Annotated in this window: 26 protein-coding genes and 1 other RNA gene; 10 read left to right on the forward strand and 17 right to left on the reverse strand. The window is 55.5% G+C overall.

From position 1 onward, the window contains the following. Positions 1-41 precede the first annotated feature (41 nt). From HEQ18_RS01735 to rpsD, 3 genes are all read right to left on the reverse strand, one after another. The gene (locus tag HEQ18_RS01735; RefSeq protein ID WP_432815283.1) at positions 42-1,022 is read right to left on the reverse strand and encodes an agmatine deiminase family protein; all 981 of its coding nucleotides are present in this window, start codon (positions 1,020-1,022) and stop codon (positions 42-44) included. 3 nt (positions 1,023-1,025) lie between these two features. After that, the gene (locus tag HEQ18_RS01740; protein WP_432815284.1) at positions 1,026-2,705 is read right to left on the reverse strand and encodes a M28 family metallopeptidase; all 1,680 of its coding nucleotides are present in this window, start codon (positions 2,703-2,705) and stop codon (positions 1,026-1,028) included. 295 nt (positions 2,706-3,000) lie between these two features. Continuing rightward, entirely contained in the window at positions 3,001-3,615 is a 615-nt protein-coding gene (gene rpsD / locus HEQ18_RS01745) for a 30S ribosomal protein S4 (RefSeq protein ID WP_125229985.1), read from the reverse strand. A gap of 179 nt (positions 3,616-3,794) precedes the next feature. Here rpsD and HEQ18_RS01750 point away from each other — a divergent pair, with 179 nt between their 5' ends. Continuing rightward, positions 3,795-4,112 (forward strand): chorismate mutase, encoded by a 318-nt coding sequence (locus HEQ18_RS01750; protein WP_432815285.1) that lies wholly within the window; start codon positions 3,795-3,797, stop codon positions 4,110-4,112. 2 nt (positions 4,113-4,114) lie between these two features. Here HEQ18_RS01750 and HEQ18_RS01755 read toward each other — a convergent pair whose 3' ends face one another. The 5 genes from HEQ18_RS01755 to rpiB are packed head-to-tail and all read right to left on the reverse strand — an operon-like array spanning position 4,115 to position 7,450. After that, positions 4,115-4,837 carry an RNA methyltransferase gene (locus HEQ18_RS01755; protein WP_397604488.1) on the reverse strand — a complete coding sequence of 241 codons (723 nt, stop codon included), beginning with the start codon at positions 4,835-4,837 and terminating at the stop codon, positions 4,115-4,117. Then, positions 4,834-5,295, reverse strand: coding sequence for a transcriptional regulator NrdR (gene nrdR, locus HEQ18_RS01760; protein WP_397604489.1), 462 nt, complete (start codon positions 5,293-5,295; stop codon positions 4,834-4,836). The genes HEQ18_RS01755 and nrdR overlap by 4 nt, the downstream gene beginning before the upstream one ends. Continuing rightward, complete coding sequence (locus HEQ18_RS01765) at positions 5,296-5,640, reverse strand: zinc-ribbon domain-containing protein (protein WP_432815286.1); 345 nt, start codon at positions 5,638-5,640, stop codon at positions 5,296-5,298. It abuts the gene before it with no gap. A gap of 47 nt (positions 5,641-5,687) precedes the next feature. After that, positions 5,688-7,001 (reverse strand): serine hydroxymethyltransferase, encoded by a 1,314-nt coding sequence (gene glyA / locus HEQ18_RS01770; protein ID WP_432815287.1) that lies wholly within the window; start codon positions 6,999-7,001, stop codon positions 5,688-5,690. Continuing rightward, a complete protein-coding gene (gene rpiB, locus HEQ18_RS01775; protein WP_397604492.1) occupies positions 6,998-7,450 on the reverse strand; it encodes a ribose 5-phosphate isomerase B in 453 nt (150 codons plus the stop codon). The genes glyA and rpiB overlap by 4 nt, the downstream gene beginning before the upstream one ends. A 116-nt stretch (positions 7,451-7,566) precedes the next feature. On the opposite strand from rpiB, the gene HEQ18_RS01780 reads away from it, so the two are divergent. Then, the gene (locus HEQ18_RS01780; protein ID WP_432815288.1) at positions 7,567-7,773 is read left to right on the forward strand and encodes a hypothetical protein; all 207 of its coding nucleotides are present in this window, start codon (positions 7,567-7,569) and stop codon (positions 7,771-7,773) included. 162 nt (positions 7,774-7,935) lie between these two features. Here HEQ18_RS01780 and HEQ18_RS01785 read toward each other — a convergent pair whose 3' ends face one another. After that, on the reverse strand, positions 7,936-8,592 hold the full coding sequence (locus HEQ18_RS01785) for an alpha/beta hydrolase (RefSeq protein ID WP_296201015.1): 657 nt from the start codon (positions 8,590-8,592) through the stop codon (positions 7,936-7,938). 114 nt (positions 8,593-8,706) lie between these two features. Here HEQ18_RS01785 and HEQ18_RS01790 point away from each other — a divergent pair, with 114 nt between their 5' ends. The 4 genes from HEQ18_RS01790 to ssrA all read left to right on the forward strand — a co-directional run bounded on the left by HEQ18_RS01790 (position 8,707) and on the right by ssrA (position 11,577). Further along, complete coding sequence (locus tag HEQ18_RS01790; RefSeq protein ID WP_432815289.1) at positions 8,707-9,747, forward strand: cysteine desulfurase family protein; 1,041 nt, start codon at positions 8,707-8,709, stop codon at positions 9,745-9,747. After that, a complete protein-coding gene (locus tag HEQ18_RS01795) occupies positions 9,744-10,898 on the forward strand; it encodes a cysteine desulfurase family protein (protein WP_432815290.1) in 1,155 nt (384 codons plus the stop codon). Before HEQ18_RS01790 ends, HEQ18_RS01795 begins: the two co-directional genes overlap by 4 nt. Continuing rightward, complete coding sequence (locus HEQ18_RS01800; protein WP_296201026.1) at positions 10,895-11,227, forward strand: 2Fe-2S iron-sulfur cluster-binding protein; 333 nt, start codon at positions 10,895-10,897, stop codon at positions 11,225-11,227. The genes HEQ18_RS01795 and HEQ18_RS01800 overlap by 4 nt, the downstream gene beginning before the upstream one ends. 6 nt (positions 11,228-11,233) lie before the next feature. Continuing rightward, positions 11,234-11,577: a transfer-messenger RNA gene (gene ssrA / locus HEQ18_RS01805) on the forward strand. A gap of 111 nt (positions 11,578-11,688) precedes the next feature. Here ssrA and HEQ18_RS01810 read toward each other — a convergent pair. The 7 genes from HEQ18_RS01810 to HEQ18_RS01840 form a co-directional block, all read right to left on the reverse strand. Further along, positions 11,689-12,942, reverse strand: coding sequence for an N-succinylarginine dihydrolase (locus HEQ18_RS01810; protein ID WP_432815291.1), 1,254 nt, complete (start codon positions 12,940-12,942; stop codon positions 11,689-11,691). Further along, positions 12,942-13,961 carry an arginine N-succinyltransferase gene (locus HEQ18_RS01815; protein ID WP_432815292.1) on the reverse strand — a complete coding sequence of 340 codons (1,020 nt, stop codon included), beginning with the start codon at positions 13,959-13,961 and terminating at the stop codon, positions 12,942-12,944. The genes HEQ18_RS01810 and HEQ18_RS01815 overlap by 1 nt, the downstream gene beginning before the upstream one ends. Next, positions 13,958-15,166 carry a hydrolase gene (locus HEQ18_RS01820; RefSeq protein ID WP_432815293.1) on the reverse strand — a complete coding sequence of 403 codons (1,209 nt, stop codon included), beginning with the start codon at positions 15,164-15,166 and terminating at the stop codon, positions 13,958-13,960. The genes HEQ18_RS01815 and HEQ18_RS01820 overlap by 4 nt, the downstream gene beginning before the upstream one ends. A 51-nt stretch (positions 15,167-15,217) precedes the next feature. Continuing rightward, on the reverse strand, positions 15,218-16,039 hold the full coding sequence (gene rsmA / locus HEQ18_RS01825; protein ID WP_432815294.1) for a 16S rRNA (adenine(1518)-N(6)/adenine(1519)-N(6))-dimethyltransferase RsmA: 822 nt from the start codon (positions 16,037-16,039) through the stop codon (positions 15,218-15,220). Next, positions 16,039-17,055: a 4-hydroxythreonine-4-phosphate dehydrogenase PdxA gene (pdxA, locus tag HEQ18_RS01830; protein WP_397580441.1), complete on the reverse strand. Its 1,017-nt coding sequence runs from the start codon at positions 17,053-17,055 to the stop codon at positions 16,039-16,041. Before pdxA ends, rsmA begins: the two co-directional genes overlap by 1 nt. Continuing rightward, positions 17,055-18,395: a peptidylprolyl isomerase gene (locus tag HEQ18_RS01835; RefSeq protein ID WP_397604502.1), complete on the reverse strand. Its 1,341-nt coding sequence runs from the start codon at positions 18,393-18,395 to the stop codon at positions 17,055-17,057. The genes pdxA and HEQ18_RS01835 overlap by 1 nt, the downstream gene beginning before the upstream one ends. 106 nt (positions 18,396-18,501) lie before the next feature. Continuing rightward, positions 18,502-20,781 (reverse strand): LPS-assembly protein LptD, encoded by a 2,280-nt coding sequence (locus HEQ18_RS01840; protein WP_432815295.1) that lies wholly within the window; start codon positions 20,779-20,781, stop codon positions 18,502-18,504. 129 nt (positions 20,782-20,910) lie between these two features. Here HEQ18_RS01840 and HEQ18_RS01845 point away from each other — a divergent pair, with 129 nt between their 5' ends. The 4 genes from HEQ18_RS01845 to HEQ18_RS01860 all read left to right on the forward strand — a co-directional run bounded on the left by HEQ18_RS01845 (position 20,911) and on the right by HEQ18_RS01860 (position 23,904). Next, positions 20,911-22,368: a leucyl aminopeptidase gene (locus HEQ18_RS01845; RefSeq protein ID WP_432815296.1), complete on the forward strand. Its 1,458-nt coding sequence runs from the start codon at positions 20,911-20,913 to the stop codon at positions 22,366-22,368. 12 nt (positions 22,369-22,380) lie between these two features. Next, positions 22,381-22,812, forward strand: coding sequence for a DNA polymerase III subunit chi (locus tag HEQ18_RS01850; RefSeq protein WP_397604504.1), 432 nt, complete (start codon positions 22,381-22,383; stop codon positions 22,810-22,812). A gap of 68 nt (positions 22,813-22,880) precedes the next feature. Beyond that, the gene (ndk, locus tag HEQ18_RS01855) at positions 22,881-23,303 is read left to right on the forward strand and encodes a nucleoside-diphosphate kinase (RefSeq protein WP_397604505.1); all 423 of its coding nucleotides are present in this window, start codon (positions 22,881-22,883) and stop codon (positions 23,301-23,303) included. A 10-nt stretch (positions 23,304-23,313) separates the two neighbouring features. Continuing rightward, complete coding sequence (locus HEQ18_RS01860) at positions 23,314-23,904, forward strand: hypothetical protein (RefSeq protein WP_432815297.1); 591 nt, start codon at positions 23,314-23,316, stop codon at positions 23,902-23,904. Positions 23,905-23,920: 16 nt separating this feature from the next. Here the strand turns inward: HEQ18_RS01860 and purN are convergent, their stop codons facing one another. Further along, positions 23,921-24,823, reverse strand: coding sequence for a phosphoribosylglycinamide formyltransferase (purN, locus tag HEQ18_RS01865; protein WP_432815941.1), 903 nt, complete (start codon positions 24,821-24,823; stop codon positions 23,921-23,923). Between the last annotated feature and the right edge of the window lie 78 nt (positions 24,824-24,901).

The following is a 24,901-nucleotide window of genomic DNA, read 5'->3' on the forward strand; positions in this document are numbered from 1 at the left end:
GTCCTGACCCTAGACTATCCGAGTGTGGAATTAAAATACAATCAAATTGGCACTTGTTGGCTGGAGCAATGAAAGCTGCCGCCGCCAGTCAATACTGCGTCCGCCATGACACCGACAACTTTTCGGTCCGGGAACAATGACGCCAAAGTGGCAATAGCTGCATCGTCATTCCCCACGCCATAGATCGGCACGACAATTGCGGCATTGCCGATATAGAAATTCATATAGCTTGCCGGAACGACTTCCCCATCTTGCAAGAAGAGCCCGACCGAAGGCATAAGGCTGACCCGACACCCAAATGCTTCCGCGCGTTTGCGGGCATCTTCAAAAACGGTTTGATTGGGATCATTGGGCCCTGCGCCTTGCGGAATGAGGATGTGGTTTACACCCACAAAGCGGGCGAGATTGTCGATATGCCCATCGGTGTGATCATGCGCCAAACCGTCGCCCAGCCAAAGCAATCTGTGTATCCCAAGGTCATCACGAAGCCGCGCTTCAATCGCTTCCTTATTGAGTGCAGGATTACGGTTCGGGTTCAACAAGCAGTCGACGGTGGTCGCGGCAAGGCCTTCGCCGTCGACATCGATTGAGCCGCCTTCCAATATCCAATCAAGCTTTTTCACTTCAAACCCGGCTTCGGCGGCCAGTTCATGGCCGATAGTGAGATCGCCTGGATAATCGAAACGGCCACCCCAGCCATTAAAGCCAAAATCGCGGGCGATGCGCAGATTGCCGTCCTGCACAATGATACAGCCCGTGTCACGCAACCAGATGTCGCCTATTTGGCGCTGTTCTACATGAACCCCGCTGTCCACAAGATCGGCGGCAATCGCGGCGGCTTCGGCGCTTCCTGCAATCAAATGGACACGCTCGCCACGGCCAGAGGCATGGACGGCATTGGCAAATGCGGCAATCTGCTGCTGGGCGCGATGCAGTGGTTCACCCCAAACCTTGACGGAGCTGGGAAAGCCAATCCAGACCGATTCATGGGGTGCCCATTCTGCAGGCATACGAAATGCCATGGATTATCTGCCGCTGCGACTTTTGTCGCGAACGGCGCGGAATTCATCTCCCTCGTTCCAGTTCGGCCATGCATTGGTCATCGCAAGCATCCGGCCAACACGGTAATAAAGTTTCAGATCGGACATCACGCCTGACCAATCCCAATTTTCGTCAAATTCATCGCCGGGGGCGTGATATCGGTTCTTTTCATAATCATCTGCGGCTGCCTTGGCCGCTGCTTTACCGCCAATGATCAGGTCATCGCCGCCTTCAAAATAGACCATCGGCACGCCAAGCTTAGCGAAGCTGAAATGGTCGGAACGATAATAGAATCCTTTCTCTGGGGTCGGCTCCATTTCGGGTGTGCGGCCTTCTGATTTCGCCGCTGCTTCCAAATAAGTGTCAAGTTGCGACTTGCCCTTGCCAATGACGGTCAGGTTTTTGGCAGGGCCGGACATCGAAAACGCATCCATATTTACGCCGCCAACGGTCTGGGACAGCGGAAATATCGGGTTTTCGGCATAATATTTGGAGCCGAGCAGACCGCTTTCTTCGGCAGTGACCGCAAGGAACACGACCGACCGGTCTGGCGCGCCAGCTTTTGTGAAGCCTTCCGCAAGCGCAACGATCGCCGCGGTCCCGGTGGCATTGTCAACGGCGCCGTTGCAGATGTCATCGCCATCCGGCGCCGCCGTGCAGCGCCCCAGATGGTCCCAATGCGCGGTGTACAGCACATATTCGTCGGGACGTTTGGTGCCCTTTATCACACCGATCACATTCTTGCTGGCCTTGCGCGCAATGTCGTTTTCAAAGCTAAGCGACGCCGTCAGGTTCAAGGGCACTGCCTTGAAGCCCTTTTGCTTTGCTGCGGCCATTTGCTTTTCCAGGTTTTGGCCGGCTGCGGCGAAGATGTCTTTGGCGACGGATTTCTGTATCCAGCCATTGGCTTGAGTCTGGCTTTTGCCGCCATCTTTGGATTGTGCGAGGAACTGCGTGCCTGTCCAACTAGAATTGACGACATTCCAACCATAAGCGGCAGGCGCAGTGTCGTGGATGATCAAAACGGCGGCCGCACCCTGACGCGCTGCTTCTTCATATTTGTAAGTCCAGCGGCCATAATAGGTCATAGCTTTGCCACCGAAGGGACCATCAAGGCCTTGATTTTCAAAATCAGGGTCGTTGACCATCACGACGACGGTCTTGCCCTTCACATCAACGCCCGAATAATCGTTCCAACCCTTTTCTGGGGCGACAATGCCATGGCCGACGAAAACCATGTCGCTTTGCTTGATGTCGGTTTTGGGTGCCTCGCGATAGCTGCCGATGACATATTCACTGCCATAGGCAAAGGACATGGCCTTTCCATTCCGGTCGGCAATGTTTAAGGCCGAGACGTTTTTCGCAGTGATTTCGATAAGGGGGACGTCCTGCGTCCAACTGCCATTATTTCCCGGTTCTAGCCCCGCCGCTTTGAACTTTGAAATCAAGTACGCGACCGTCTTTTCTTCGCCAATAGACCCAGGGGCACGCCCCTCATAGGTATCAAGCGACAACTCGCGGGTGACGTCCTGCATTGTCTTTTCCGACAAAGCAGGGACCTCGATCTGGGGTAATGACGCAGTGTCCATATCCTGCGATGCCGCTTTCTGACACGCAGAGGTGAGGGTGAGCGCAGAAATAAGAGCCAAGGACAGAAGGCGCATCAAATTCTCCTAAAGGAATTGTTATCACGGGCACTGTGCCAGACCCGTTCGTGCGGCTCAAATGAAAAAGGCTGTGCGTTGTGAATGTGCCCCGTTGCCGTCAAATCAGCGCGGGGTGTTGCCGATTACGCGGTGTGGAGAAAACTATATTGGTTGATACTGCGGGGCGGCATAGGCCACAGCCTCCGCTGGGGCGACGGGAGGCTTATTGAGAAACTTCCGCGGGCCGACATGGTTGCCGCGCATAAAAAAGGCGGTCACATGGACCGCCTTTTTCGAAAATTTGCGTGGAAGATTAACGCGAATAGAATTCGACGACCAGATTTGGTTCCATCTTCACAGGATAAGGCACTTCATCAAGCGTCGGCACGCGCGCGAAGGTTACCTTGTCGTTGCCATCAACGGCAACATATTCAGGAATGTCACGTTCGGCGAGGCCTTGCGCTTCGATAACCAACGCCATTTCCTTGGCCTTCGGCCCCAGGCTGATAACGTCGCCAACGGCAACCTGACGGCTGGCGATGTTGCACTTCACGCCATTGACACGGATATGGCCATGGCTGACGATTTGACGTGCCGCAAAAATGGTTGGTGCGAACTTGGCGCGGTATACGACCATGTCCAAACGACGCTCCAACAGACCGATAAGGTTCTGCGACGTATCGCCCTTCATGTTGCTGGCTTCTTGATACGCGCGCTTGAACTGCTTTTCAGTTACGTCGCCATAATAGCCCTTGAGCTTCTGCTTGGCGCGCAGTTGGATGCCATAATCAGACAGCTTACCTTTGCGGCGCTGACCATGCTGGCCGGGACCATATTCGCGCTTATTTACAGGGGATTTTGGACGGCCCCAGATGTTTTCGCCCATCCGGCGGTCAAGTTTATACTTCGAGCTTTTGCGCATCGACATATTCAGTCTCCAATTGCTAACAACGTTGTTTCCGGTACCGCGCGACACATCTAAGATGGGCCGGACACCTGCTTCACCGGAATGCAGGGTCGATTGCGAAGCGGCGGCTATGGCCGTTGATGGGCGTTATGTCAACATCTGGCTCGACTTTACGGTGGCGGAATCGTAAAGGCGCGGCCATGAGCAGATCAGTCAGCCCAATTGAACCCGTCAAGTGCAATGATATGACCCAAGTGCGCGCGGGCGTTGATTGGGTTGATGCGCAATTGGTCGCGCTTCTGGCTGTTCGCTTCGCCTATATGGATGCCGCCGCCCGTATTAAAACAGAACGCAACGCCGTCCGCGACGAAGCACGCAAGCAACAGGTTCTCAAAAACGTTCACGACGCGGCAAGTAGCTTGGGCATTCCCGTCGAGGTGGTTGCTGACCTGTGGGAGCGTTTGGTTGAAGCTTCTATCGCCTACGAACTTGATAGATGGGACGCCACGCGCGCCTGACCCTAACCTTCGGGCGGTCGCCGTTTGTTCAACGTTGTGAGCACGCCGCGTAATGTCCTGACCTCAAGCGCATTCCATGCTGGCTTCGTCAGCAAATTGCGCAATGTGCGGCGGGTGACTGGTGCGCGGTCAATGGGCGTGAAATAATTCAACGGCTCCAGCATGGCGTCTAACTGTGCAATCAGGCCGTCCAATTCGAACTGCGTGGCAGGTGGTTCCAAATCCGTTTTGGGCGGGCTCGCTAGCGTCTGCGTTTTCGACCATTCATACGCGCACAGGATGACCGCTTGCGCCAAGTTCAGCGAACCAAATTCAGGATTAATCGGCACCGTGATGATGGCGCGGGCAACATTGACTTCGTCGCTTTCTAGGCCTGATCGCTCGGCCCCGAACAATATCGCGCTTCGCCCTGTGTTGCTCAGAACCTCTCGGGCGGCCACTTCGGGCGTGATAACCGGCTTCGTCACACCGCGCTTGCGCACCGTTGTGGCATAGACATGCGCAATGTCTGCGGTTGCCTCCGCCAGCGTCGGAAAAACCTGGGCGTTCGCCAACACAATGTCTGCGCCCGATGCCGCTGGACCTGCATTGGGGTTGGGCCATCCGTCGCGTGGGGCGACAAGACGCATTTCGGTAAGGCCGAAGTTAAGCATGGCACGGGCCGCCTTGCCAATATTTTCGCCCAATTGCGGACGGCAAAGAATGATGATGGGCGGCGCGCTCATTTTAACGCCGCTTCGACCACACTCCCGGCGAAATCCTCAAAATCCTTGGCTTCGCTAAAGTCCTTATACACCGACGCGAAGCGGATATAAGCAACGCTATCAAGAGCCTTCAACCCATCCATGACGAATTCGCCAATGCGTTTGGTTTCGATTTCGCTTTCACCCAAGGTTTCAAGCTGTCGCTGGATCGCAGAGGCGAGTTTTTCGATTTGCGTATTGTCCACCGGGCGCTTTCGGCACGCGACCGACAGCGAACGTTCCAGCTTTTCCCGGTCGAACGGCTCGCGCTTACCTTCGCTTTTGATCACAACCAGCTCACGCAGTTGAATACGCTCAAAGGTTGTGAAGCGCCCGCCGCAACCCTCACACTGCCGCCGGCGGCGGATCGCGCTATTGTCTTCAGTCGGACGGCTGTCCTTTACCTGGCTATCTTCATGTCCGCAAAATGGGCAGCGCAATTATTTTTCCTGATTCTTTTTCTTGTTCACATGTCTGTACGCGACGATGCCTGCACCAATCAATGCGCCTGTGGCGAGCCCGACGGGTGCGAGGATACTAGCCGCCGCACCAATGGCTGCGCCGCCAGCGACTTTCTTGACGGTGTCCTGATCGGCGAGATGCTTGCCGGTGTGAAAAGCGTCCTTGGTCGCGCCCCAAAGCTCATCGGCTGCTTCACCGACATAATGTCGGGCCTGATTGGGTATGCTTTCTGCAGCGAGCTGCTCAGGTGTCTTTGCACCGCAATTCGGACAAAATTTGGCACCCTCGCCATATTCTGCGTTACACTCGTTACAATATCCCATAGTCAAATTCCCTTCTGTGTATTAGATGGGTAAGTCACCTCTATAGTTCAAGACGGGTAAATTGGGAAGCGGCTGCACAATTCGCGGACACGAAGGCGGACCTCGGCCTCGACCGCCGCATCGCCGTGCTCGCCCTTTTGACGCAAGCCTTCAAGCACGTCAGAGATCATGTGGCCAATCTCCCGGAATTCAACTGCGCCAAAGCCGCGTGTCGTTCCGGCAGGCGAACCAACCCGGATACCGCTGGTTTTCATCGGCGGCAGCGGATCATTGGGAATGCCGTTTTTGTTGCAGGTGATAGCCGCGCGCTCCAACGCCTCGTCCGCATCGCGTCCGGTAATGCCGAGCGGGGTCAGGTCGACCAAAGCCAAATGCGTATCGGTCCCGCCGGAAACCAAATCAGCACCGCGCTCATGCAGTGTTGCGGCCAGAACCTTCGCATTGGCAATCGTCGCTGCGGCATAGGTTTTGAAATCGGGGCGAAGAGCTTCGCCAAAGGCGACCGCCTTGGCGGCAATGACATGCATCAATGGGCCGCCCTGGAGTCCTGGGAAGACCGCAGAGTTGATCTTCTTGGCGATAGCCTCATCATTGGTCATAATCATGCCTCCACGCGGTCCACGGAGCGTCTTATGTGTAGTGTTGGTTACGACATGCGCATGCTCAAGCGGGTTGGGGTGAACGCCGCCAGCAACCAAGCCAGCAAAGTGCGCCATATCAACATGGAAGATCGCGCCGACTTCGTCAGCAATGGCGCGGAAGCGCGCGAAATCAATGATACGCGGATACGCAGAGCCCCCGGCAATGATGATTTTTGGTCGATGTTCCTTGGCAAGCCGCTCAACTTCGTCAAAATCAATCAAGTGGGTTTCTGGATTCACGCCAAACTGCACCGCGTTGAACCACTTGCCTGACATGGCCGCCTTTGCGCCGTGCGTTAAATGGCCCCCTGCATCAAGGCTCATGCCCAGTATCGTGTCGCCTGGTTTTACGAGCGCCAGCATGACCGCGCCATTGGCCTGTGCGCCGGAATGCGGCTGGACGTTGGCAAAGCCAGCGTTGAACAGCTTCTTGGCGCGTTCTATGGCTAATGTTTCAACTTCGTCCGAGGGCGTGCAACCCTGATAATAACGCTTGCCGGGATAACCCTCGGCATATTTGTTGGTGAAGACCGACCCCTGCGCCTCAAGCACAGCTTTCGACACAATGTTTTCGGACGCAATCAGCTCAATCTGGTTCTGCTCGCGGTCCAGTTCATGGGTAAGGCCGGCAAACACTTCGGCATCGGTTTCAGCCAAGCCACGTGTAAAAAAGCCGTCAGGCTGAACATCGGAAAGATCGTGTGCGGGGCGCGTGCTCATGCTGGTTCCTTAGTCATGATGGGGTTGGATAATTTATCAACGCGCCGTTGGTGCCGGTCGCCACCAAATTCGGTTGAGAGAAATGCATCAATACACGCCTTTGCCATTTCAATTCCGATCAGGCGTGCGCCCATGGCAATGACATTGGCATCATTATGTTCGCGGGACAGGCGGGCCGACAGTGGTTCAGACACAAGAGCGGCGCGCGCGGCAGGGTTGCGGTTCACAGCTATGGAAATACCAATGCCGGACCCACATAAGGCAACGCCGCGTTCCGCCGAACAGTCGGCTATCGCGCTTGCAAGCCTGTATCCGTAATCGGGATAGTCCACTGAAGCTTCGTCATGGGGGCCAAGGTCGGCGACGTCATGTCCGGCAGCGCGCAGATATTCAGCTAGCGCTGATTTCAGCGCGAGAGCGGCATGATCTGAGGCGATGGCGATACGCATGGCACATCCTGTAGCAGCTTGAGTCGAACTACTTCCCCCTATGGGACCACGCCGAAAAAGGCCATGCCGAATTTCCGTGATTGCGCAGCTTATCCACCGTCTTTATGGGTGCGATCATGCTTAATGCCTTATTGTCCATCGCCATGCTGTCGGCTTTCCTGCTGCTCTATGGGGCATGGAAACGCTGGCGGCGGGACGGCGCGAGCCAGCAAATGTGGCTAATGGTCGCGGCGGCCTTGGTTATCTTCGCCAATGTGGCGATATGGGTGGTGCCGGATGAAAAAGGCCAATCATTGGTAACTGGCGCAGTGGAGCAGCCCTGATTTGTTCACGCAGAGGGCGCAGAGATTGCAAAAGCTGACGTCATTCTGAACTTGTTTCAGAATCTTGATACTGAGCGTTCTCAGAAATAAGACCCTGAAACAAGTTCGGGGTGACGTTGAATAAATGCCTCTCCGCGTCCTCTGCGCCCCTGCGCGAAAAAATCACTTAATAGGACAGTTCGGGTCCAACCGGAAATCGAGATAGCCGTTCACCGATGCCATCAGCAAATCCATTTCATTTTCGAAGAAATGGTTTGCGCGGGGAATTTCATCATGATGAATGGTGATGTGCCGCTGGGTGCGGAGTTTGTCTACCAGCTTTTGCACCGCATTCGGGTTCACGACTTCGTCATTCACGCCCTGAATGATGATACCCGATGAAGGGCAAGGCGCCAGAAAGCTGAAATCATACATGTTGGCTGGCGGCGCAACCGAGATGAAGCCACGGATTTCCGGGCGGCGCATCAAAAGTTGCATTCCGATCCACGCGCCAAAGCTGAAACCGGCGATCCATGTGGTGGAAGCTTCGGGGTGGAAGCTTTGGACCCAATCGAGCGCGGACGCTGCGTCAGACAATTCACCTATACCGTTGTCAAATTCGCCTTCACTTCGGCCAACGCCACGAAAGTTGAAACGTAAAACGCCAAAACCGCGCGCCACAAAGGTTTTATAAAGCTGTTGCGTGATGCGGTCGTTCATTGTTCCGCCCGCTTGCGGGTGCGGATGCAGTATCATTGCAATTGGTGCTCGTGGGCGCGGTGGCGGCGAAAAACGGGCTTCGAGGCGGCCTTCTGGACCGGGAATAGCAATGGCGGGCATATAAAATTTCGATTCTAAGAGTGTGTGCAGAGCTTTACCCGACGGTTCGGGCTTTGCAGGAACTGGAAGCGCTATATAGAAGCAGTGGCGATTTTCGCAACTGTCATGGAAACTATGCCCGACCAAACCCGCATCTATCTTGATCATGCCGCCACAACGCCGGTCATTCCGGCGGCGCGCGCGGCGATGGCCGATGCAATGGTGCGTTGGGCCAATCCGTCATCGCCGCATCAAGAGGGCAGGGTGGCCCGCTTTGCGTTAGAAGACGCACGCAGGCGGATTGCAGCCGCGCTGGATTGGGATGGCGAAGTCATCCTGACGAGCGGAGCCAGCGAAGCGATTGCTCTTGGGCTTCGGGGAACAGCGGCGGTGGCGAGTGCGGTGGAGCATGATGCGGTGCTGGCGGTGGCTGGGCCGAACCGTTTGCCGGTAGGGGATATTGGACAGGTCGATGTTGGTGCGATTATTGGCAACGCACGATATGCCATTCAATCCGTGAACAATGAAACCGGCGTTATCCAGCCCATGAAGGAGATTGCGGACGCTGTGCGGGACGTTGGCGGCATATTCTTCGCCGATTGTTCACAGAGCGCTGGGAAACTGCCGCTTCCCGATGCTGATATGATTGCGGTCTCGGCGCATAAATTGGGCGGGCCGCCGGGCATGGGCGCATTGCTCGTGCGCAATCTTGGATTGTTGTCACCGACGGGTGGTCAAGAGCAAGGCTATAGACGTGGGACGGAGAATTTGCCTGCTGCGATCGGATTTGCAGTTGCGCTTGAGGCGGGGTTTTTGTGGATAGAAAACGCGGTCCGCCTCCGCAAAATATTGGAAGACGCTGTTGTCGAATCTGGCGGCGTTGTCATTGCGTCGGAAAGCAACCGGCTCGCGACCATCGGCAGTTACCATATGCCGGGCGTTGCCGCATCGAGCCAGCTTATCAACTTTGATATGGCGGGGATCGCGGTTTCTGCGGGTAGCGCCTGCTCGTCTGGGACGCTGAAAACCAGCCATGTGCTTGGCGCGATGGGATGGGATGATATATCCGCGTCCGAAGTCATCCGCGTCAGCTTTGGCGTTGACACGAATGACGCTGAGGTCGCGCGCTTCATCGATGTCTGGCGTAGCATCGCCGCCCGCGCAAAAGCCGCATGATATATCTGGACTATCAAGCCACGACGCCGCTCGCGCCCGAAGCCTTTGCGGCAATGGAGCCTTGGCTAAAGACCGGATTTGCAAACCCGCACAGCGCGCATGCAGCGGGCAGGGCGGCGGCAGCGGCGGTTGAAGTCGCCCGTTATCAGGTGGCAGCTTTGTTGCCACCCGGCGGGCGCGTTATCTTTACCTCCGGCGCGACAGAAGCGATTAATCTGGCGATTATGGGATCTGGTCTGCCGGTGATCGCAGCTGCGACCGAGCATGCTGCGGTTCTGGATTGCGTGCATGCGCGGCATGGTCAGGTGCTAGCCGTGACTGAAGAAGGCGCTCTACAAATCCTCCACGAAACGGGGAGGTGGCGCGCCGCAGGCGTGACGGAGGGGGCGGGAGACAAACCGCCACATATTGCTGCTGACCCCCTCCACCTCGCTTTGCGTGGTCCCCCTCCCCATGCTGGGGAGGAACTATTGGCCGTCATGCTTATCAACAACGAGATTGGAACCATTCAATCTGTTGCCGATCTCGCCGCTGCCGCCCACGTCCAAAACAAGCTTTTCCTGTGCGATGCCGTGCAAGCATTTGGCCGGATGCCTATTCCCGATGGCCCCGACATGATCGCAATATCTGCGCATAAAATTCATGGGCCAAATGGCATCGGCGCTTTGTGGGTGCGCGATGGCGTGTCACTGGCCCCACAAATGCTGGGCGGGGGACAAGAGCAAGGCATGCGCTCTGGCACGCTCTCACCTGCTTTATGCGCCGGCTTTGGCGCTGCGGCGAAATTGGCAGCGGAACGGATGGCAATCGACGCCGTGCATGTCTCCGCCCTGTGGGACCGCGCTTTGGCAGCGTTCGCTGACTGGACCATCAATGGCGCAACGGCTGAACGCTATAAAGGCAATCTAAACATTCGCCGGGAAGGCGTTGACGCGGCGCGACTGATTTCCGAATGCCGGAACATCGCATTTTCTGCGGGGAGCGCTTGTGCCAGTGGCTCCGGTCGCCCAAGCCATGTGTTACGCGCAATCGGCCTCACTGATGCGCAGGCAAAATCTTCCATCCGCTTGGGCTTTGGCCGCTATACGACGGCTGAAGAGATTGATATTGCGGCAGAGGCAATCAACCGAGCAGCAGAGGCGATGTTATGATCACAGTCACGTTCATCAGTGCCGACGGCGAATCGCAAGAGGTGCAAGCAGTCGATGGTCGGAACCTGCTCGACGTCGCACAAGCCGCTGGACAGCCTTTGGAGGGCACCTGCGAAGGCCAGATGGCATGTTCCACCTGCCATGTAATCATTGATAAGGATTGGTTCGACAGGCTTCCCCGCGCGGTTGAGGATGAGGAGGATATGCTTGACCTGGCTAGTGGCGCACGACGCACGAGCCGCCTGTCTTGCCAAATCATCCTGACGCCCGAACTTGACGGGTTGGTTGTCCATGTTCCGGCAGAAAGCCGAAATATGCAGGGTCTGTAACCGCCTTCACTTCCCATTCATAAAAAAGCGCCTATATAGGTCGGTGCCGGGTTCGCCCGGCTATGGTGATAAATTGCGATGTGCAATAGGTGCAGCGGACCCGGGGGCGGTACCCGGCAGCTCCACCAAAATCTCTGTTTGTCAGAGGTCTTGGAGGGGCTGAACTAGGATCGACGTGCGTTGAAAAGCATTGTTTTTGCCCGGCATGAATAAGCCGTGAAATGGTTCATAACCAATAGGTGCAAACGATAACTCAGCACTTGCTCTCGCAGCGTAATTTTGGGCCTCACGGTCTAAACTTACACTAAAAGAACGCGGCCGAACCGGCCGGGCAACAGAAAGGTTACAGCGGCCCCCCGGAGCCGGGCAACAGAATCCGGGACCCTTTTTATATGCGCGTGCCGGGTTGATGCGCTAGCCTCCATGGCCCAATCCCCGTGCGTTGTTAGAAATCTGGACCGTCAGGCGAGCGTAATGAGGTCAGTGGCCTCCAACAACGCCAAACGAGCCGACCGGACCTTATTCAGCAAACCGGTGTCGCCAAGCTGGTCGGGCGTGATGCTCTCTGGCCAATGCGCGGCAACAATTTCCGCTATGGCGTCCAGCTTTGCCGCATCGGCGATAAAGCGCGGGTCAACCGTTGCGGGATCGGCAACGACTCGCAGGCGCAGGCAGGCCGGGCCGCCGCCATTTGCCATTGATTGGCGCACGTCCACGGGTAAAAGCTTGCGGATGGGGCCATTGCCATCGACCATTTCGGTCAGCCAGCCCCAAACCCGGGCATTTTCTTGCGCTTCGCTGGGTAAAATAAGCGCCATGCCGCCGTCGGGCAAGGTGACTAACTGCGCATTGAACAAATAGCTTTGAATGGCGTCTGCAAGGCTCACGCGGTCTGCTGGTACGATGATGATCTCTGCCGCAGGCATAAGCCGTTTAACATCGGCATAGGTCTGCTCTGGATGCTCAAACGCATGTTCATGCGTGAAAAGCACGCGTTCATTTGCCACGGCGACGACATCATTGTGAAACGCGCCAGCGGCGATGGCAACTTCGGATTGCTGCACAAACAAAGTTTTGGCCGGGTCAAGCCGGTGCGCGCGCGCTATGGCCTTTGAAGCCTCAATATGCTGTCGCGCAGGGAAGGGGGCGCCGGTTTTGCCATAGACAAATATTTCGACACCCGCTGCATCATGCGATGCGCATAAGCGCATGAAATTGGCTGCGCCCTCGTCGCCAAATGGCGCTGGAACTGGGCCATGCACCGCAAAATGCCGTTCATTAGCAAAGGCCAACTGCAACTGCGCCAGCGTCCCTGTCCACTCATGGCTTCGGTGCGCCATCGTGAGCAAATTTGCAGCCGACAAATGGCACTTGCCGTCCGCCGTGTCTGGTCCGGGCGAAACAGTCGCCGCATTGGCCGCCCACATTGCAGAAGCCGAAAAAGCGGCTGCGCGGATATGTGGCTCGGCCGATTGCATGTCGGTTGCAAGCCCGCTGAGCCAGTTCTGGTTTGGCCGATTAAGCGGCATGAAAAACCCTTGCGCCAGACCAAGACCAATGTTGGCACGCATCTTCTCAATGCCCTGTAACGCCGCAGCTCTGGGGTAAGATGCCGCGCCAGCGTTGTTTGACGAAGCCAAATTGCCTAGGCTTAGCCCGGCATAATTATGGCTTGGTCCTATAATTCCGTCAAAATTGATTTCCAACAAAGCCATTAAGACCGCTCCACGTAAGTCACCTGATCGCCAACCGAAATATTCAGCGCCCGCGCACATTCTGCATCAATGATGACGTCATCGCCGCGATCATCAATCCAGCCATAAGCGGCCTTGAAGGTGTGCAAGCGGCCCAATGTAAGCAACTTCTTCTGTTCGCGTGCGGAATGGCTTATCTCCGTTATCGTCACATCCTTTGCCTCGCGGATACTCCGGATCTGGTCAGTGCGGGCGGTCATCGTTGGGCCACCGTCAAAAATGTCGATATAATTTTCCCACCCGAAACCTTCATTTTCCAGCATCCGCATGGCCGCGCGGCCAGAAGGGTGCGGCACACCAATGACGGTTTTTGCGCTTTCCTGAAGCATGGCGATATATACTGGATGCTTGGGCATGAGGTCGGCAATGAATTGGTTGCCGAATTTCGCGTTGAATTCGTCGGCCTCTTGAAAGCTCATCCCGAAAAAGCGTCCGGCCACGCCATCCCAGAAAGGAGAGCCGCCGGCCTCGTCGATCACGCCGCGTAATTCGGCAATAGTTCTGTCTGCGAACCTTTGGCGGTGATTGCGAATGAAAAGATAACGGCTGCGCGCAATCAACAGGCCTAGCCCACCAGCGCGTTCACCGGGGTGCAGGAATAAACCGCCGACTTCTGTGGCGCCCTCCAGATCGGTCGAGAGGTTTAAGATGTCCGCACGGAATGTGCGTTCCAATTCCACACTATGCTGGGTTAGCGCGCCAATGCGATAGCTGTAAAACGGCCATGTCTGCCCAACCTTGCCAAAGATTTGGCAGGTGCCGCGCACTTCGCCGGTGATGCTGTTCTGCAACACGAACACATACAGGTCGTCTGCAACAAATTCCCCCACACGGTCAAATCCAGCGGCAGACCGTTCCAGCTTTGCCGACAACGCTTCCTTGTCCGGTGGTAAGTTGGTGAAACCACCGCCGGTGCGTTTCGCCATTTCGTAAATCGGTTGCAAATCGCCCATATTTGCCGGACGGATCAGGAAAGTCATAATGCCCCTTTTTCTGATAAACGCATAATGGTCAGCGCGGACAATTGCGCGCGCTCTGTTAGGCTTTCGACGATGAGGAATTCATCTTTGCTGTGAATATTGCCACCGCGAACGCCCATCGTATCGACCGCCGGGACGCCGCATGCCGCGATGTTATTACCATCACACACGCCGCCGCTGGAACGCCAGGCGATGGATAGACCAAGATCAGCGCCAGTTTGCTTTACGAGGGCAAATAGCTTGGCGGCTCCGTCGTCAATTGGCTTGGGCGGGCGGCCAAAACTGCCATGCAGATGGGCACGCACGTCATGTTCGCGTTCGATGTCGGCGATGATCCGGTGCAAATCTGCCTCGGTTTGTGTTACAATCTCCGGCGTACGTGGCCGGAAGTTAACGCGCAAGATGGCGTGATCGGGCACTACATTATTCGGCCCGCCACCATCGATTTTGGCAGGGTTGACCGAAAGCCCTTCGCGCGCGAGCCGCTTGAGCCGAAGCGCGAGATCCGCCGCCGCCAATAACGCATTGCGGCCATCATCGGGATTGCGCCCGGCATGTGCTGACAAGCCTGAAAAAATGATTGAGAAATTGCCACTCCCGCCACGTGCCCCGGCCAGCGTGCCGTCGGGCAGGGCAGGTTCATAGGTCAACGCTGCCAACTTGTTCCGCGCAAGCTCGGTTATGAGCTTCGCTGATGAAGGTGAGCCAACTTCCTCATCGCTGTTGATAAGGACTTGATACCCCGTACGCGATAGACTTGCCGAAAGTTCAACCGCGCGCAATGCGGCGAGCATGACGGAAATACCGCCTTTCATGTCGGCAACACCGGGGCCATTGAGCACTCCGTCATCCAACCAGCGCAGCTTCTGAAATTCATGGTTCGCAGGAAAAACCGTGTCCATATGGCCCGTAAACAACAATTGTGTTGGCGCATCAGGGCGCACTGTGACCAACAGATGCTGCCCATGCGCGACAGTTTTGATGGATCCGTCGGCCAGCACGCGGTCGATCGGTTCGGGATTAGCCAGGGCAACTTCGCCAGGAAGAACTGAAAACGCATCGGCCAGCATTTTTGCGGTCGTCGCCAAGCCATCGAGATTGCCGGAACCGCTGTTCACCGCGGACCAGCTCTCTACCTGGTCAAGCATGGGCCGCTGTTGAATTGTTTCAAGAACCTGTCGTTCGCTGTCGGTGAGTTTATGCATGAAACGATCTTAGCTTTGGTCGCATAAAAGGACCACCCCTAGCGTATTGGGTTATCCAACTTCCCGTGCGAGCGCGCACCATTCGGCTATGCTGATGGTTTCAGGGCGGCGATCTTCGGCAATTCCAGTTCTGTGGAGTGCCTCCAAAGCGCCGGGAACGCTTTTGAGACTTTGCCGGAGCATTTTGCGCCTCTGCCCGAAGGCGGCACCCGTCAGATTTTCCAACACGGACATTTTGACTCCGTTTGCCGCTTCCTTGGGTCTGATATGCACTACGGCGGACATGACCTTTGGCGGCGGGGTAAAAGCGGAGCGATGGACTGGCATTGCAATTGACGCATTCGAACGCCACTGCGCCAATATGGCCAGGCGGCCAAAAGCGCCGGTGCCAGGGGAGGACACTATCCTGTCAGCAACTTCGCGTTGGAACATTAGCGTGAGGCTTTTCCATGTTGGCGGCCATGCATTGCCGCCAAGCCAGCCAACGGCCAGCGCGGTGCCCACATTATAGGGCAGGTTGGAAACGATGTGAAAGGGCGCGCCGATTTCGGCAAAGGGATCGATTTTGAGGGCATCGCCCTCAATCACGCGCAATTGGCCGGGAAATGCCTCCGCCAGATCGGCGAGCGCCGGTAAGCAGCGGTGGTCGCGCTCTACGGCAACAACATGTGCGCCGGCGCGCAACAGTGCCCGTGTGAGGCCACCGGGGCCGGGGCCGACTTCATACACAACTTCGCCCGCCAATGGGCCGGGAATGGCCGCGATACGATCAAGCAGTTTCTCATCAAAAAGGAAGTTTTGGCCAAGTGCCTTGCTGGCGGAAAGGCCATGGCGCGCAATGACTTCCCTAAGTGGGGGCAGTGCAACCGTCATCAACCACCATCGGCGGCAGCAAGGCGGTATAATGCCGCTGACTCCGCCATTTTGATTGCTGCGATCATGGAATATGGCAGTGCCTTATTTTGGCCAGCTATACCGAAAGCCGTGCCATGGTCCGGCGATGTCCTGACGACGGGCAATCCAAGAGTGATGTTGACAGCATCATGGAAATACAGTGTTTTCAGTGGAATAAGCGCTTGGTCATGATAGGCGCATAAGGCGGCGTCATATTGCGCGCGGGCCTCGGCATGAAACATCGTGTCGGCGGGCAGGGGGCCAATGACATTGAAACCTTCGCTCCTGATCTGCGCAATGGCGGGTTCAAATATTTCTAGCTCTTCGCGGCCCATATTGCCCAATTCTCCGGCATGGGGGTTGAAACCAGCGACCGCGAGCCGTGGATTTTCGATACCAAAATTACGCTGCAATCCCTTTGCTGTGGCGCGCAATCGTTGACGGATCAACCTTCCGTCCAGCTTTGCCGCGACTTCGGCAAGCGGAATATGGGTCGTCATCGGGACCACGCGCAGGTCCGGGCCAGCGAGCATCATGACCGCATTATTCTTGGCTACGCCGCAGCGTTCGGCAATGAATTCGGTCTGGCCGGGGTGCGTAAACCCAACGGCATAAAGCTGCGATTTGGAAACAGGGCCAGTGACCAAGGCGGCGGCGCTCCCCGCCCGGGCAAAGCCAATCGCCATTTCCAACGCCTGATACGCACAATGCGCGCCATCCAGGTCGGGACGTCCTGGAACAACCGATAAGCAGTTATGCAATTGAATGACCGGCAACGCGCTATCAAAATGCTTGAAGGTATCCGCTGGATTCTCAATGCGGACAACTGGGCCGTCCCAGTGCGGCGCGAAACTTCCAATGTCGCCAATGGCAAAGAAAGGCGCCAAGCCAGAGGCATGGCGCGCTTCCCATGCTTTTCCAATAATTTCCGGCCCGATACCAGCCGGGTCACCGACTGAAATGGCCAGCGGCAGTTCCAGTCGGCCCGACGGCATCAGTTATATTCGATAACGGCGTCGCGGCGCAAATCGCGCAGGTAGATACGGGCGCGCTTGTTCACGCGCTCTTCTTCCAATCGTGACATGATTTCGTCAAAACTCTCGGACGCCGCCTCTTGTGGTGCGTCGCGACCACACAGGACGAATACGCGAACGCCATCTTCCAAAGAACCATAAGGTGGTGTTGATTGGCCAACCTGTAAATCGAGCATAACCTGCTGTAATGGCGCAGGTAATTCGCGTATTTTGATACCGTCTCGGTTAACCACATCCGCGCCAAGTTTGCGCGCCATCTCGTCCGCGACACCGCAGCCGGAGATTTGTTGTGTTTCCTCGCTGAACCTTTTGATCAATGGCGTCACCTGCGCTTCAGTCGTGCCCTTTGGGAAGCTGATTGCAATTTGCTTCAAGCTTAACACGGAGTCTCGTGGATCAGAGGTCGCCACCTGGCGTTTATCAATCAGTAACAGGATAGAGATACCGCCGGGCGATGCCACGGCTTTAACCTCGTTACTGTTCATGCTTGCTGCTGCCGTGGCCAGCGATTGTGGCAATTGCGCGAGCGACAACCAACCCAGATCACCGCCGACGGACGCAGTGGATGCTTCAGAAAACTGCCGCGCGTAAGCTACGAAGTTGCCGCCTTGGCGCAATTGATCAATTATTTTTTTGGCGCCTTCCTGCACTGATGGCAATGTTTCAGGCGTCGCGGCCAAATAAATTTCGCCCAAGCGATATTCGGTGGTGCCCTTGGTCGCCTTAATGCGTTCAATGATAGCGTTAACTTCGTCGTCGCTTACATTCGCAGATGGACGTACATTGCGCGAAAGCAGTCGGCTCCAGGAAAGCTCGCCCTTAATTTGGCGCTTGAGTGTTGCGACCGACGCACCAATGGATACCAGATATTTTTCTACCTCGTTTGTTGGGCGGTTGAAGTTCTGTCGCGCGACACGGTCGAAATATTGGTTTACTTCCGCTTCTGTGACTTCAATTTCATTGGCCGCCGCCTCTTGGATCTGCAATGTTTCATCGATCAAATTGGTCAAGATTTGTGCGCGAAAACGGGCGAGTTCTTCTGGCGGTAATTTGTTGTCATTCGCGGCGACGATGAGCGCAAGGCGGTGATCAATGTCCGTGCCAGTGATGATTTCACCATTCACCTGCGCAGTTGCACGACGCACATTGGGGTCGTTTTTGCCGAACAACTGCTGTCCCTCGGGTATATCCAAATTGGACTCAGGGGCGATAGCATCAGAGGCCGTTTGCGCAATTAGCGGTGTCAGTGCCGTGGCGGAAACGAGCACGGCAACTAAGGACAAGCGCGTGAATAACTTCATTGATATTGATCCAATACAGTATCAGGTTCGGACGGCCAAGTAGCCAATACCTGCTGAACAGCAGATGAGCGGCCAGAAACCCGTCAGAATATTTCTTAATGACGCCTTACACACCCAGATTGCGAAATGCCAGACGGAACAGGAAGCTGTTACCGCGCTGGGAATCGCCCACAGGCTGATAGTCGCGGCGCCACGTTAGGCTTAATGATAAGCAATCGTCATCATAGGAGACGCCAAGCCTGTGCCGGATGGGGTCGAAACCATCCGAGAGGATTGTGGGGTCTTCGTTGGCATCGGTAAGGTCAAGAATGGTCGATCCAAAAACCGACCAGTAGCGCGCAACACGGACACGCCCAGCGAGCCGAATTTCTTCGCGATCATTCAAATCTTCTAGCGTCGGACCAATGTTGCGGTTCAACTTTAGGTAGCCCGCCTGCAAATAGGTTCCGCGTGAACCAATCGTGGCGTCGATTTCGTTACGCCGGATGGCCAAATTGTCCTTATCCAGTCTGAAACGGTGCGTTAGCTTTACGATGTTTTTAAAGCGAAATTCTGAACGGCCGACAATGTCTGATGCTTTGTCCGAAAGTCCTGTCCCGTCGGGGAAGATCGAAGCCCGGTTGGATAGGCGGTAGCTTTGGCCCAAATTGACATCGGCGGTAAAATTGGTCTTCCGCAAGACCCAGTCGAAGCCATAGGTTATGCGATAATCGTCTTCAAAGCGGTCATAGCCGGGAAACCGGTTCAGCGCGAAAAGATTGCTATCCTCAAGGTCGACAGCCCGCGAATCTTCGTTTGGAATCTTCAGATTGCTAATGGACGGCGCTGCAACGACCTGAACGCGTGGCGTGAAAATCTGCGTACCGCTAAAGGCCTTTCCTACGAAAGGCCATTTAACGTCTGTCGCCGCTGCAAATATGCTGCGCGTTTGCCAGCCGGTTTCACCGCGGTAAATTGCCGTAAGAGTGCTTGCATTATCGTCACTGTTGTAGACATCGCCACGCGCAAGCATAGTAAAGTTCACTTCTTGACCAAGGCGATTAATTGTCCGCAAGTCCCACTTGGCAGAGGCAAAGGCCCGTTGCGTGTCTTGTCCCGCCGTGCGGGCAATGGCTAGGCTGTTGGCCTGAAGCTGAAAACTTCCCCCAACCACAGGGGCATCCATACGTAAGCGGTAATCTATTTCGGGCAGCGCAATAGGCGCAAGTCTTTGTGGGTCGCCTGTACGCAAGGTCTGCACAGCCCAGCCTGCCAATGAAAAGTAGCTTTTGTCGCCGATGCGCTCTGCCGAAAATGTCGAACGCAGCCTGTCGTCGCGGCTTATGTCATAGCGCCGAAGGAATGTCCGGTCGGATGCAAAGCGACCGGATGCCGAAAATGACCAATGTGGGTCGAATTGAAACCGGCCAGCGCCCTCCAGATATCCACGAAACACATTTTTCCCAACGGAGCTTTCAACTCCGCTTGTGCTAATGCGGTCGCTATATGTGCCATATGCCGTCAGGTCTACCGCGCCGTATTTTTCCAATGACCGAAAATTCACGCGGCCCAAAGGCGCTGTATTTGAAAATGCAGTGACTGATCCGGTTACATCCCGATTTTGGGTGATGCGCCAATAATAAGATTGCTCCAGCTCAACGCCGTTGTTGCGGGAGAAACCGATGCTTGGAACGAGAAAGCCGCTGCCCGCCTTTGTACCGACAGGGTGCGATAAAAACGGTAACGGTATAACGGGTAACCCAAAAAGCTCGATACGCGCGCCTTCGTAATCAACACGTTTCTTGGCGGGGTCATAGACGACTTTGACCGCCTTTACCTCCCAGCTTGGCTTTTTCGGGCAGCCATCGGCGGTTTCGACCTTACACGCCGTGTAGGCGGCATAGTTTAGCGTATAGACGCCATCTTTGCGTGCGCCACGATTGGCGACGAGGCGGCTCTGGTCGGCCAGCACCACCAGCATATTGTTGATAACGCCGTCTTTTAGAGCGTCGGTGAGCTCGACTTTGTCGCCATAAGCGACGTCACCTTCTGGTCCGACCGTCCGGATATTTCCTTCGGCCACAACTTGGCCAGTCGTGCGGTTCCATACGATGGTATCTGCGCGCACGACATAACCGTCGCGATTGGCAATTACGTTGCCTTTGGCCGTTACGACTTCGGTATTCCAATCATATTCGAGATCCGCAGCAGAAAACCCAATCGGGTCGCTGGTCTGCGTCGTTGTTTCCGCGGATGCTGGGGTTTGGGCCATCGCGACTGTCGGCAATGCGCCGCATCCGAGCAATATCGGCATAAGCAGGAAACGAGGAAGGGCGGGCCGAGGGGCAGGAATAATCATAAAAACCGATATGCCCTTTATCGCCGCTATTGCCGTGGGTCCACCCATGTTGCCACGCATGGCATTATTTGGGTTTAAGCGCTCGCATATTCATAGCATCTTTTGCTTTAACCGGAACGCGTAATAGGCCTATAGAAACGACAAACATGACACTCGGCGGAAAGGCTGTTTATTTCCATGAAAATCAATTTTACCCATGCGCGCCCGCAGGATGCTGACGTGCTCGCATTTATCCTTACCAAAGGCACTTTTGCCGATTTCGAATTTCCCTTGGAAAAAACCGACATTATTCACGCAACCGCAAAGCTTGCAAGGTTTGAGGGTGCTGCTGGACAAAGTTTTCTGTTGATTAACGAACAAGACGGTAAGTTGGTGCGCATCATGCTACTGGGCGTGGCCGAAGATGAGGCGGCTGATTACCAGAAAGCTGGCGGAGACATTATCGCTAAGGTGCAGACATCGGGCGCAAAGCACATTGCTATTCATGGGGCTAATTTGACGGCGCAACACGCGGCAGAGGTCGCTTTTGGCGCAACGCTGCGCAACTGGCGGATGGACAAATATCGCACCAAATTGCCCGAAACGTCAAAGCCGACTGTGGACTCGTTCACCGTCGTTGCTGCGCCTAAAGAGGCTAGCGCACATTGGACAAGTTATCATGCGGTGGCCGAAGGCGTTGCCCTGACTAAGGAATTGGTGACTGAACCCGCTAATATCATTTATCCCGAAAGTTTCGTTGCGCGTTGCCAGCATTTAAAAGAACTGGGCGTCGAAATCAGCGTGCTGGATGATCAGGATATGGCGGCGCTTGGCATGGGGGCGCTGTTGGGCGTGGCGCAAGGATCTCGTCGCCCGGCGCGCCTGCTGGTAATGAAGTGGGACGGCACAGGCGGCGCTCAGCAACGGCCGGTCGCATTGGTCGGCAAGGGTGTGACGTTCGATACAGGTGGTATATCCATCAAGCCAGCCGCAGGCATGGAAGATATGAAATGGGATATGGGTGGCGCGGGCGCGGTTGCAGGTGCCATGAAGGCATTGGCGGGACGAAAGGCCAAGGCCCATGTCGTCGGCGTCTGCGGCCTTGTGGAGAACATGCCGGACGGTAATGCGCAACGTCCCGGTGATGTTGTCACGTCAATGTCGGGCCAAACGATTGAGGTGCTGAACACCGACGCAGAAGGCCGTCTTGTATTGTGCGACGCGCTGCATTGGGTGCAGGAGAATTATAACCCAGAATATATCGTCGATTTGGCGACACTGACGGGCGCGATCATTGTGTCGCTTGGCAGTGAATATGCAGGGCTATTTTCGAACAGTGATGAACTTGCCGATAAGCTCACGGCAGCGGGTAAGGCATCAGGTGACCCTTTATGGCGTTTTCCTCTGTCGAAGGCTTATGACAAGATGATCGACAGCCCGATTGCCGATATGAAGAATATCGGCGGGAAAGGCGCAGGTTCCATTACCGCCGCGCAATTCTTGGGCCGCTTTATCAAGGACGGCGTGAAATGGGCGCATCTTGATATTGCTGGCACTGTTTGGGCGGACAAGCCTGGTCCCGTGTGGGACAAGGGCGCAACCGGATTTGGTGTGCGCTTGCTTGATCGCTTCGTCGCCGACAATTTCGAAGGCTGATGTAGCCGCATCATGCAGGTCGATTTCTATCAGCTCACCCGCGATCCTGCTGAGAAAATACTCTCGGTCATTGCCCAGCGTATATTGGACGATGATGGGCGGTTATTGATCGTTAGCGACGACGGTGCGCAATTGGACGCCATATCGTCCGCGCTTTGGACGGCAAAGGCGGACGGCTTTCTAGCGCACGCCAAGGCAGGCGAGGGGGACGATGCCCTGCAACCCATATTGCTGTCACATGATGTGGAGGCCCCCAATAAAGCCCGATTTGTGGCGATTGCTGATGGAAATTGGCGTCCGATTGGAAAAGAGTTCGATCGCATTTTTTACCTCTTTCCGCCCAGCCACACCGACAATGCGCGCGCTGCATGGCGAAGCCTTAGCGATGGGGTGGAACGGCGTTACTGGAAACAGGACGTCGGTAAATGGGTGCAAGGCCCATAAAGCTTGCACAAAAGGCCAAGCAAGGTTAGACGCGCGCCAAATTCACCCCTGTATATTTGGAGCATCTCATGGCGGTTACACGCACATTTTCGATCATCAAGCCTGACGCAACACGTCGTAACCTGACGGGTGCCGTGACCAAAATGCTTGAAGAAGCTGGCCTGCGCGTTGTGGCTTCAAAGCGCATTCATATGTCGCGTGAACAGGCCGAAGGCTTTTACGCTGTGCACAAAGAACGTCCGTTCTTTGGCGAACTCGTCGAATTCATGATCAGCGGACCAGTGGTCGTTCAAGTGCTTGAAGGCGAAAATGCCATGCAGCGCAACCGCGACATCATGGGCGCGACGAACCCCGAAAATGCGGAACCCGGCACCATCCGCAAGGAATTGGCCGAAAGCATCGAAGCCAACACCGTGCATGGTTCGGACAGCGATGAAAATGCCGCCATCGAAATCGCCTATTTCTTCAAGCCTGAAGAGATTGTTGGGTAACGCCTAAAATATGAGTTCAAGCTGGATACGCGCCATCGACGCAATCATTCGTGGTGAGTCGAAAAAATTTCGCGGTGTCCGGCTTGGGCGCACACCAGAAATATTACATGCCTTTGGCCTCGGGCCGCATGACTTGGAAATGTCTGCGGCAAAGATCGCAAAGGCCAGAAAAGAGCATCCTGAGATTTCGCTACAGATTTGGTATGATTTACCAGCGCTTTTGCAAAACCCCCTAGCGATTTTTCCTTCAACGCGTAATGATGGCACAGTCATCATTGTGGTCATGGTGTCGGATACCGATGGCAATCCGATTATTGTGCCCATAGTTCCGAGTGCAGAGCGTCCGCGAAACGTGGTTCTTTCCGTATATGGCAAAACTGGCAACGAGCGCATAAATGGCCATCAGTGGGTAGCCAATCAAATCGCCACTGCCAAACGAGACGGGCAGCTTGTATTTGAGAAAAGTGGTTCTGCCGACTCTGAGCCGAAGCCGGAGTCTGCTGACGCTATCTCCTGGTCACCTGATCCAATTTCAGTAGACCGTTCGACAGAACCAACAAGATCAATATTGAAATTGAGAGAAAAGTCAACAAAAAGCTGACTGGTCAAACTGCGGCCTAAAACTCCTCCGCCACATCCATAAGCCTCGTCAATTTCTTCGGTGCCACCGCGCGCCAGCTTTTGGCGATCCAGTCGCCAATATGGTCCCAATCGGTGTCGCCAAGGTCCAGCCTGATTGCCACCCAGCCATCCCCGAAATAGGCAGGGCGGTAGTAACGCTCCGCGTCGCTGTCGATCAGCATCGCCTGCTCCTCAACGCCGCTGATCTTAACCAATAACGCGGTTTTGCCGTCTTTGTGATGATCAACGGACACATAAGCGAATTTCTTGCCACCGACGATGCCAAAGCAGGGCATGCCATGGGATGATACTTCGTCGGCTTCAGGCTGGGCGAGGGCGAGGGTGCGGACTTGCGCCGTCAGATATTCCGGGTTGGTATCACGCGCGACAAAATCGGCCAGCGTCTTGGGGTATAATTGATATTCCGCCATTTTTACGCGGTCGGCGAGCGTATCTGCTGTGTCGCCGGGCAAAATCGACACTTCGATTTGACCAAGCACGGGGCCATCGTCCAGTTCCGCCGTCACTAAATGCACGCTGGTTCCCGCGACTGTGTCTTTGGCATCAATAGCTCTTTGATGGGTGTGCAGGCCCTTATACTTTGGCAGCACAGAAGGGTGGATATTGAGCATGCGCCCATCCCATTTTGCGACGAATTCCGTGGACAATATCCGCATATATCCAGCCAAAGCGACATAGACCGCACCGGCCTCGACGATCGCGTCATGCATGACCGCGTCATGCGCGGCGCGGTCAAGGCCGATATGAGACACCGCAAAGGTTGGAATACCTTCTGTCGCGGCGATTTTTAGCCCTTCTGCGTCTGGATTGTTGCTGGCGACCAGAACAATTTCATAGGGGCAGCTTGGCAGTTTTGCGGCATACAACAACGCGGCCATATTGGTGCCCGCGCCGGAGATGAGGACGGCGATTCTGGCTTTCAATTTCTCTCCCCTCCCGCAGGCGGGATGGGCCGG

It is taken from the genome of Sphingorhabdus sp., assembly GCF_050921905.1.
In the GTDB taxonomy this organism is placed as follows: Bacteria; Pseudomonadota; Alphaproteobacteria; order Sphingomonadales; family Sphingomonadaceae; genus Sphingorhabdus_B.

What these genes read in the sequence shown, in the direction of transcription:
- HEQ18_RS01835 (WP_397604502.1), bottom strand. Translation starts at nt 18,395, where the DNA reads ATGAAGTTATTCACGCGCTTGTCCTTAGTTGCCGTGCTCGTTTCCGCC.
- HEQ18_RS01750 (WP_432815285.1), top strand. Translation starts at nt 3,795, where the DNA reads ATGAGCAGATCAGTCAGCCCAATTGAACCCGTCAAGTGCAATGATATG.
- HEQ18_RS01815 (WP_432815292.1), bottom strand. Translation starts at nt 13,961, where the DNA reads ATGACTTTCCTGATCCGTCCGGCAAATATGGGCGATTTGCAACCGATT.
- HEQ18_RS01780 (WP_432815288.1), top strand. Translation starts at nt 7,567, where the DNA reads ATGCTTAATGCCTTATTGTCCATCGCCATGCTGTCGGCTTTCCTGCTG.
- HEQ18_RS01735 (WP_432815283.1), bottom strand. Translation starts at nt 1,022, where the DNA reads ATGGCATTTCGTATGCCTGCAGAATGGGCACCCCATGAATCGGTCTGG.
- HEQ18_RS01810 (WP_432815291.1), bottom strand. Translation starts at nt 12,942, where the DNA reads ATGGCTTTGTTGGAAATCAATTTTGACGGAATTATAGGACCAAGCCAT.
- HEQ18_RS01860 (WP_432815297.1), top strand. Translation starts at nt 23,314, where the DNA reads ATGAGTTCAAGCTGGATACGCGCCATCGACGCAATCATTCGTGGTGAG.
- HEQ18_RS01765 (WP_432815286.1), bottom strand. Translation starts at nt 5,640, where the DNA reads ATGGGATATTGTAACGAGTGTAACGCAGAATATGGCGAGGGTGCCAAA.
- HEQ18_RS01800 (WP_296201026.1), top strand. Translation starts at nt 10,895, where the DNA reads ATGATCACAGTCACGTTCATCAGTGCCGACGGCGAATCGCAAGAGGTG.
- HEQ18_RS01840 (WP_432815295.1), bottom strand. Translation starts at nt 20,781, where the DNA reads ATGGGTGGACCCACGGCAATAGCGGCGATAAAGGGCATATCGGTTTTT.
- HEQ18_RS01850 (WP_397604504.1), top strand. Translation starts at nt 22,381, where the DNA reads ATGCAGGTCGATTTCTATCAGCTCACCCGCGATCCTGCTGAGAAAATA.
- HEQ18_RS01790 (WP_432815289.1), top strand. Translation starts at nt 8,707, where the DNA reads ATGCCCGACCAAACCCGCATCTATCTTGATCATGCCGCCACAACGCCG.
- HEQ18_RS01755 (WP_397604488.1), bottom strand. Translation starts at nt 4,837, where the DNA reads ATGAGCGCGCCGCCCATCATCATTCTTTGCCGTCCGCAATTGGGCGAA.
- glyA (WP_432815287.1), bottom strand. Translation starts at nt 7,001, where the DNA reads ATGAGCACGCGCCCCGCACACGATCTTTCCGATGTTCAGCCTGACGGC.
- rpsD (WP_125229985.1), bottom strand. Translation starts at nt 3,615, where the DNA reads ATGTCGATGCGCAAAAGCTCGAAGTATAAACTTGACCGCCGGATGGGC.
- purN (WP_432815941.1), bottom strand. Translation starts at nt 24,823, where the DNA reads ATGGCCGCGTTGTTGTATGCCGCAAAACTGCCAAGCTGCCCCTATGAA.
- ndk (WP_397604505.1), top strand. Translation starts at nt 22,881, where the DNA reads ATGGCGGTTACACGCACATTTTCGATCATCAAGCCTGACGCAACACGT.
- HEQ18_RS01820 (WP_432815293.1), bottom strand. Translation starts at nt 15,166, where the DNA reads ATGCATAAACTCACCGACAGCGAACGACAGGTTCTTGAAACAATTCAA.
- HEQ18_RS01785 (WP_296201015.1), bottom strand. Translation starts at nt 8,592, where the DNA reads ATGCCCGCCATTGCTATTCCCGGTCCAGAAGGCCGCCTCGAAGCCCGT.
- pdxA (WP_397580441.1), bottom strand. Translation starts at nt 17,055, where the DNA reads ATGCCGTCGGGCCGACTGGAACTGCCGCTGGCCATTTCAGTCGGTGAC.
- rsmA (WP_432815294.1), bottom strand. Translation starts at nt 16,039, where the DNA reads ATGACGGTTGCACTGCCCCCACTTAGGGAAGTCATTGCGCGCCATGGC.
- HEQ18_RS01795 (WP_432815290.1), top strand. Translation starts at nt 9,744, where the DNA reads ATGATATATCTGGACTATCAAGCCACGACGCCGCTCGCGCCCGAAGCC.
- rpiB (WP_397604492.1), bottom strand. Translation starts at nt 7,450, where the DNA reads ATGCGTATCGCCATCGCCTCAGATCATGCCGCTCTCGCGCTGAAATCA.
- HEQ18_RS01740 (WP_432815284.1), bottom strand. Translation starts at nt 2,705, where the DNA reads ATGCGCCTTCTGTCCTTGGCTCTTATTTCTGCGCTCACCCTCACCTCT.
- HEQ18_RS01845 (WP_432815296.1), top strand. Translation starts at nt 20,911, where the DNA reads ATGAAAATCAATTTTACCCATGCGCGCCCGCAGGATGCTGACGTGCTC.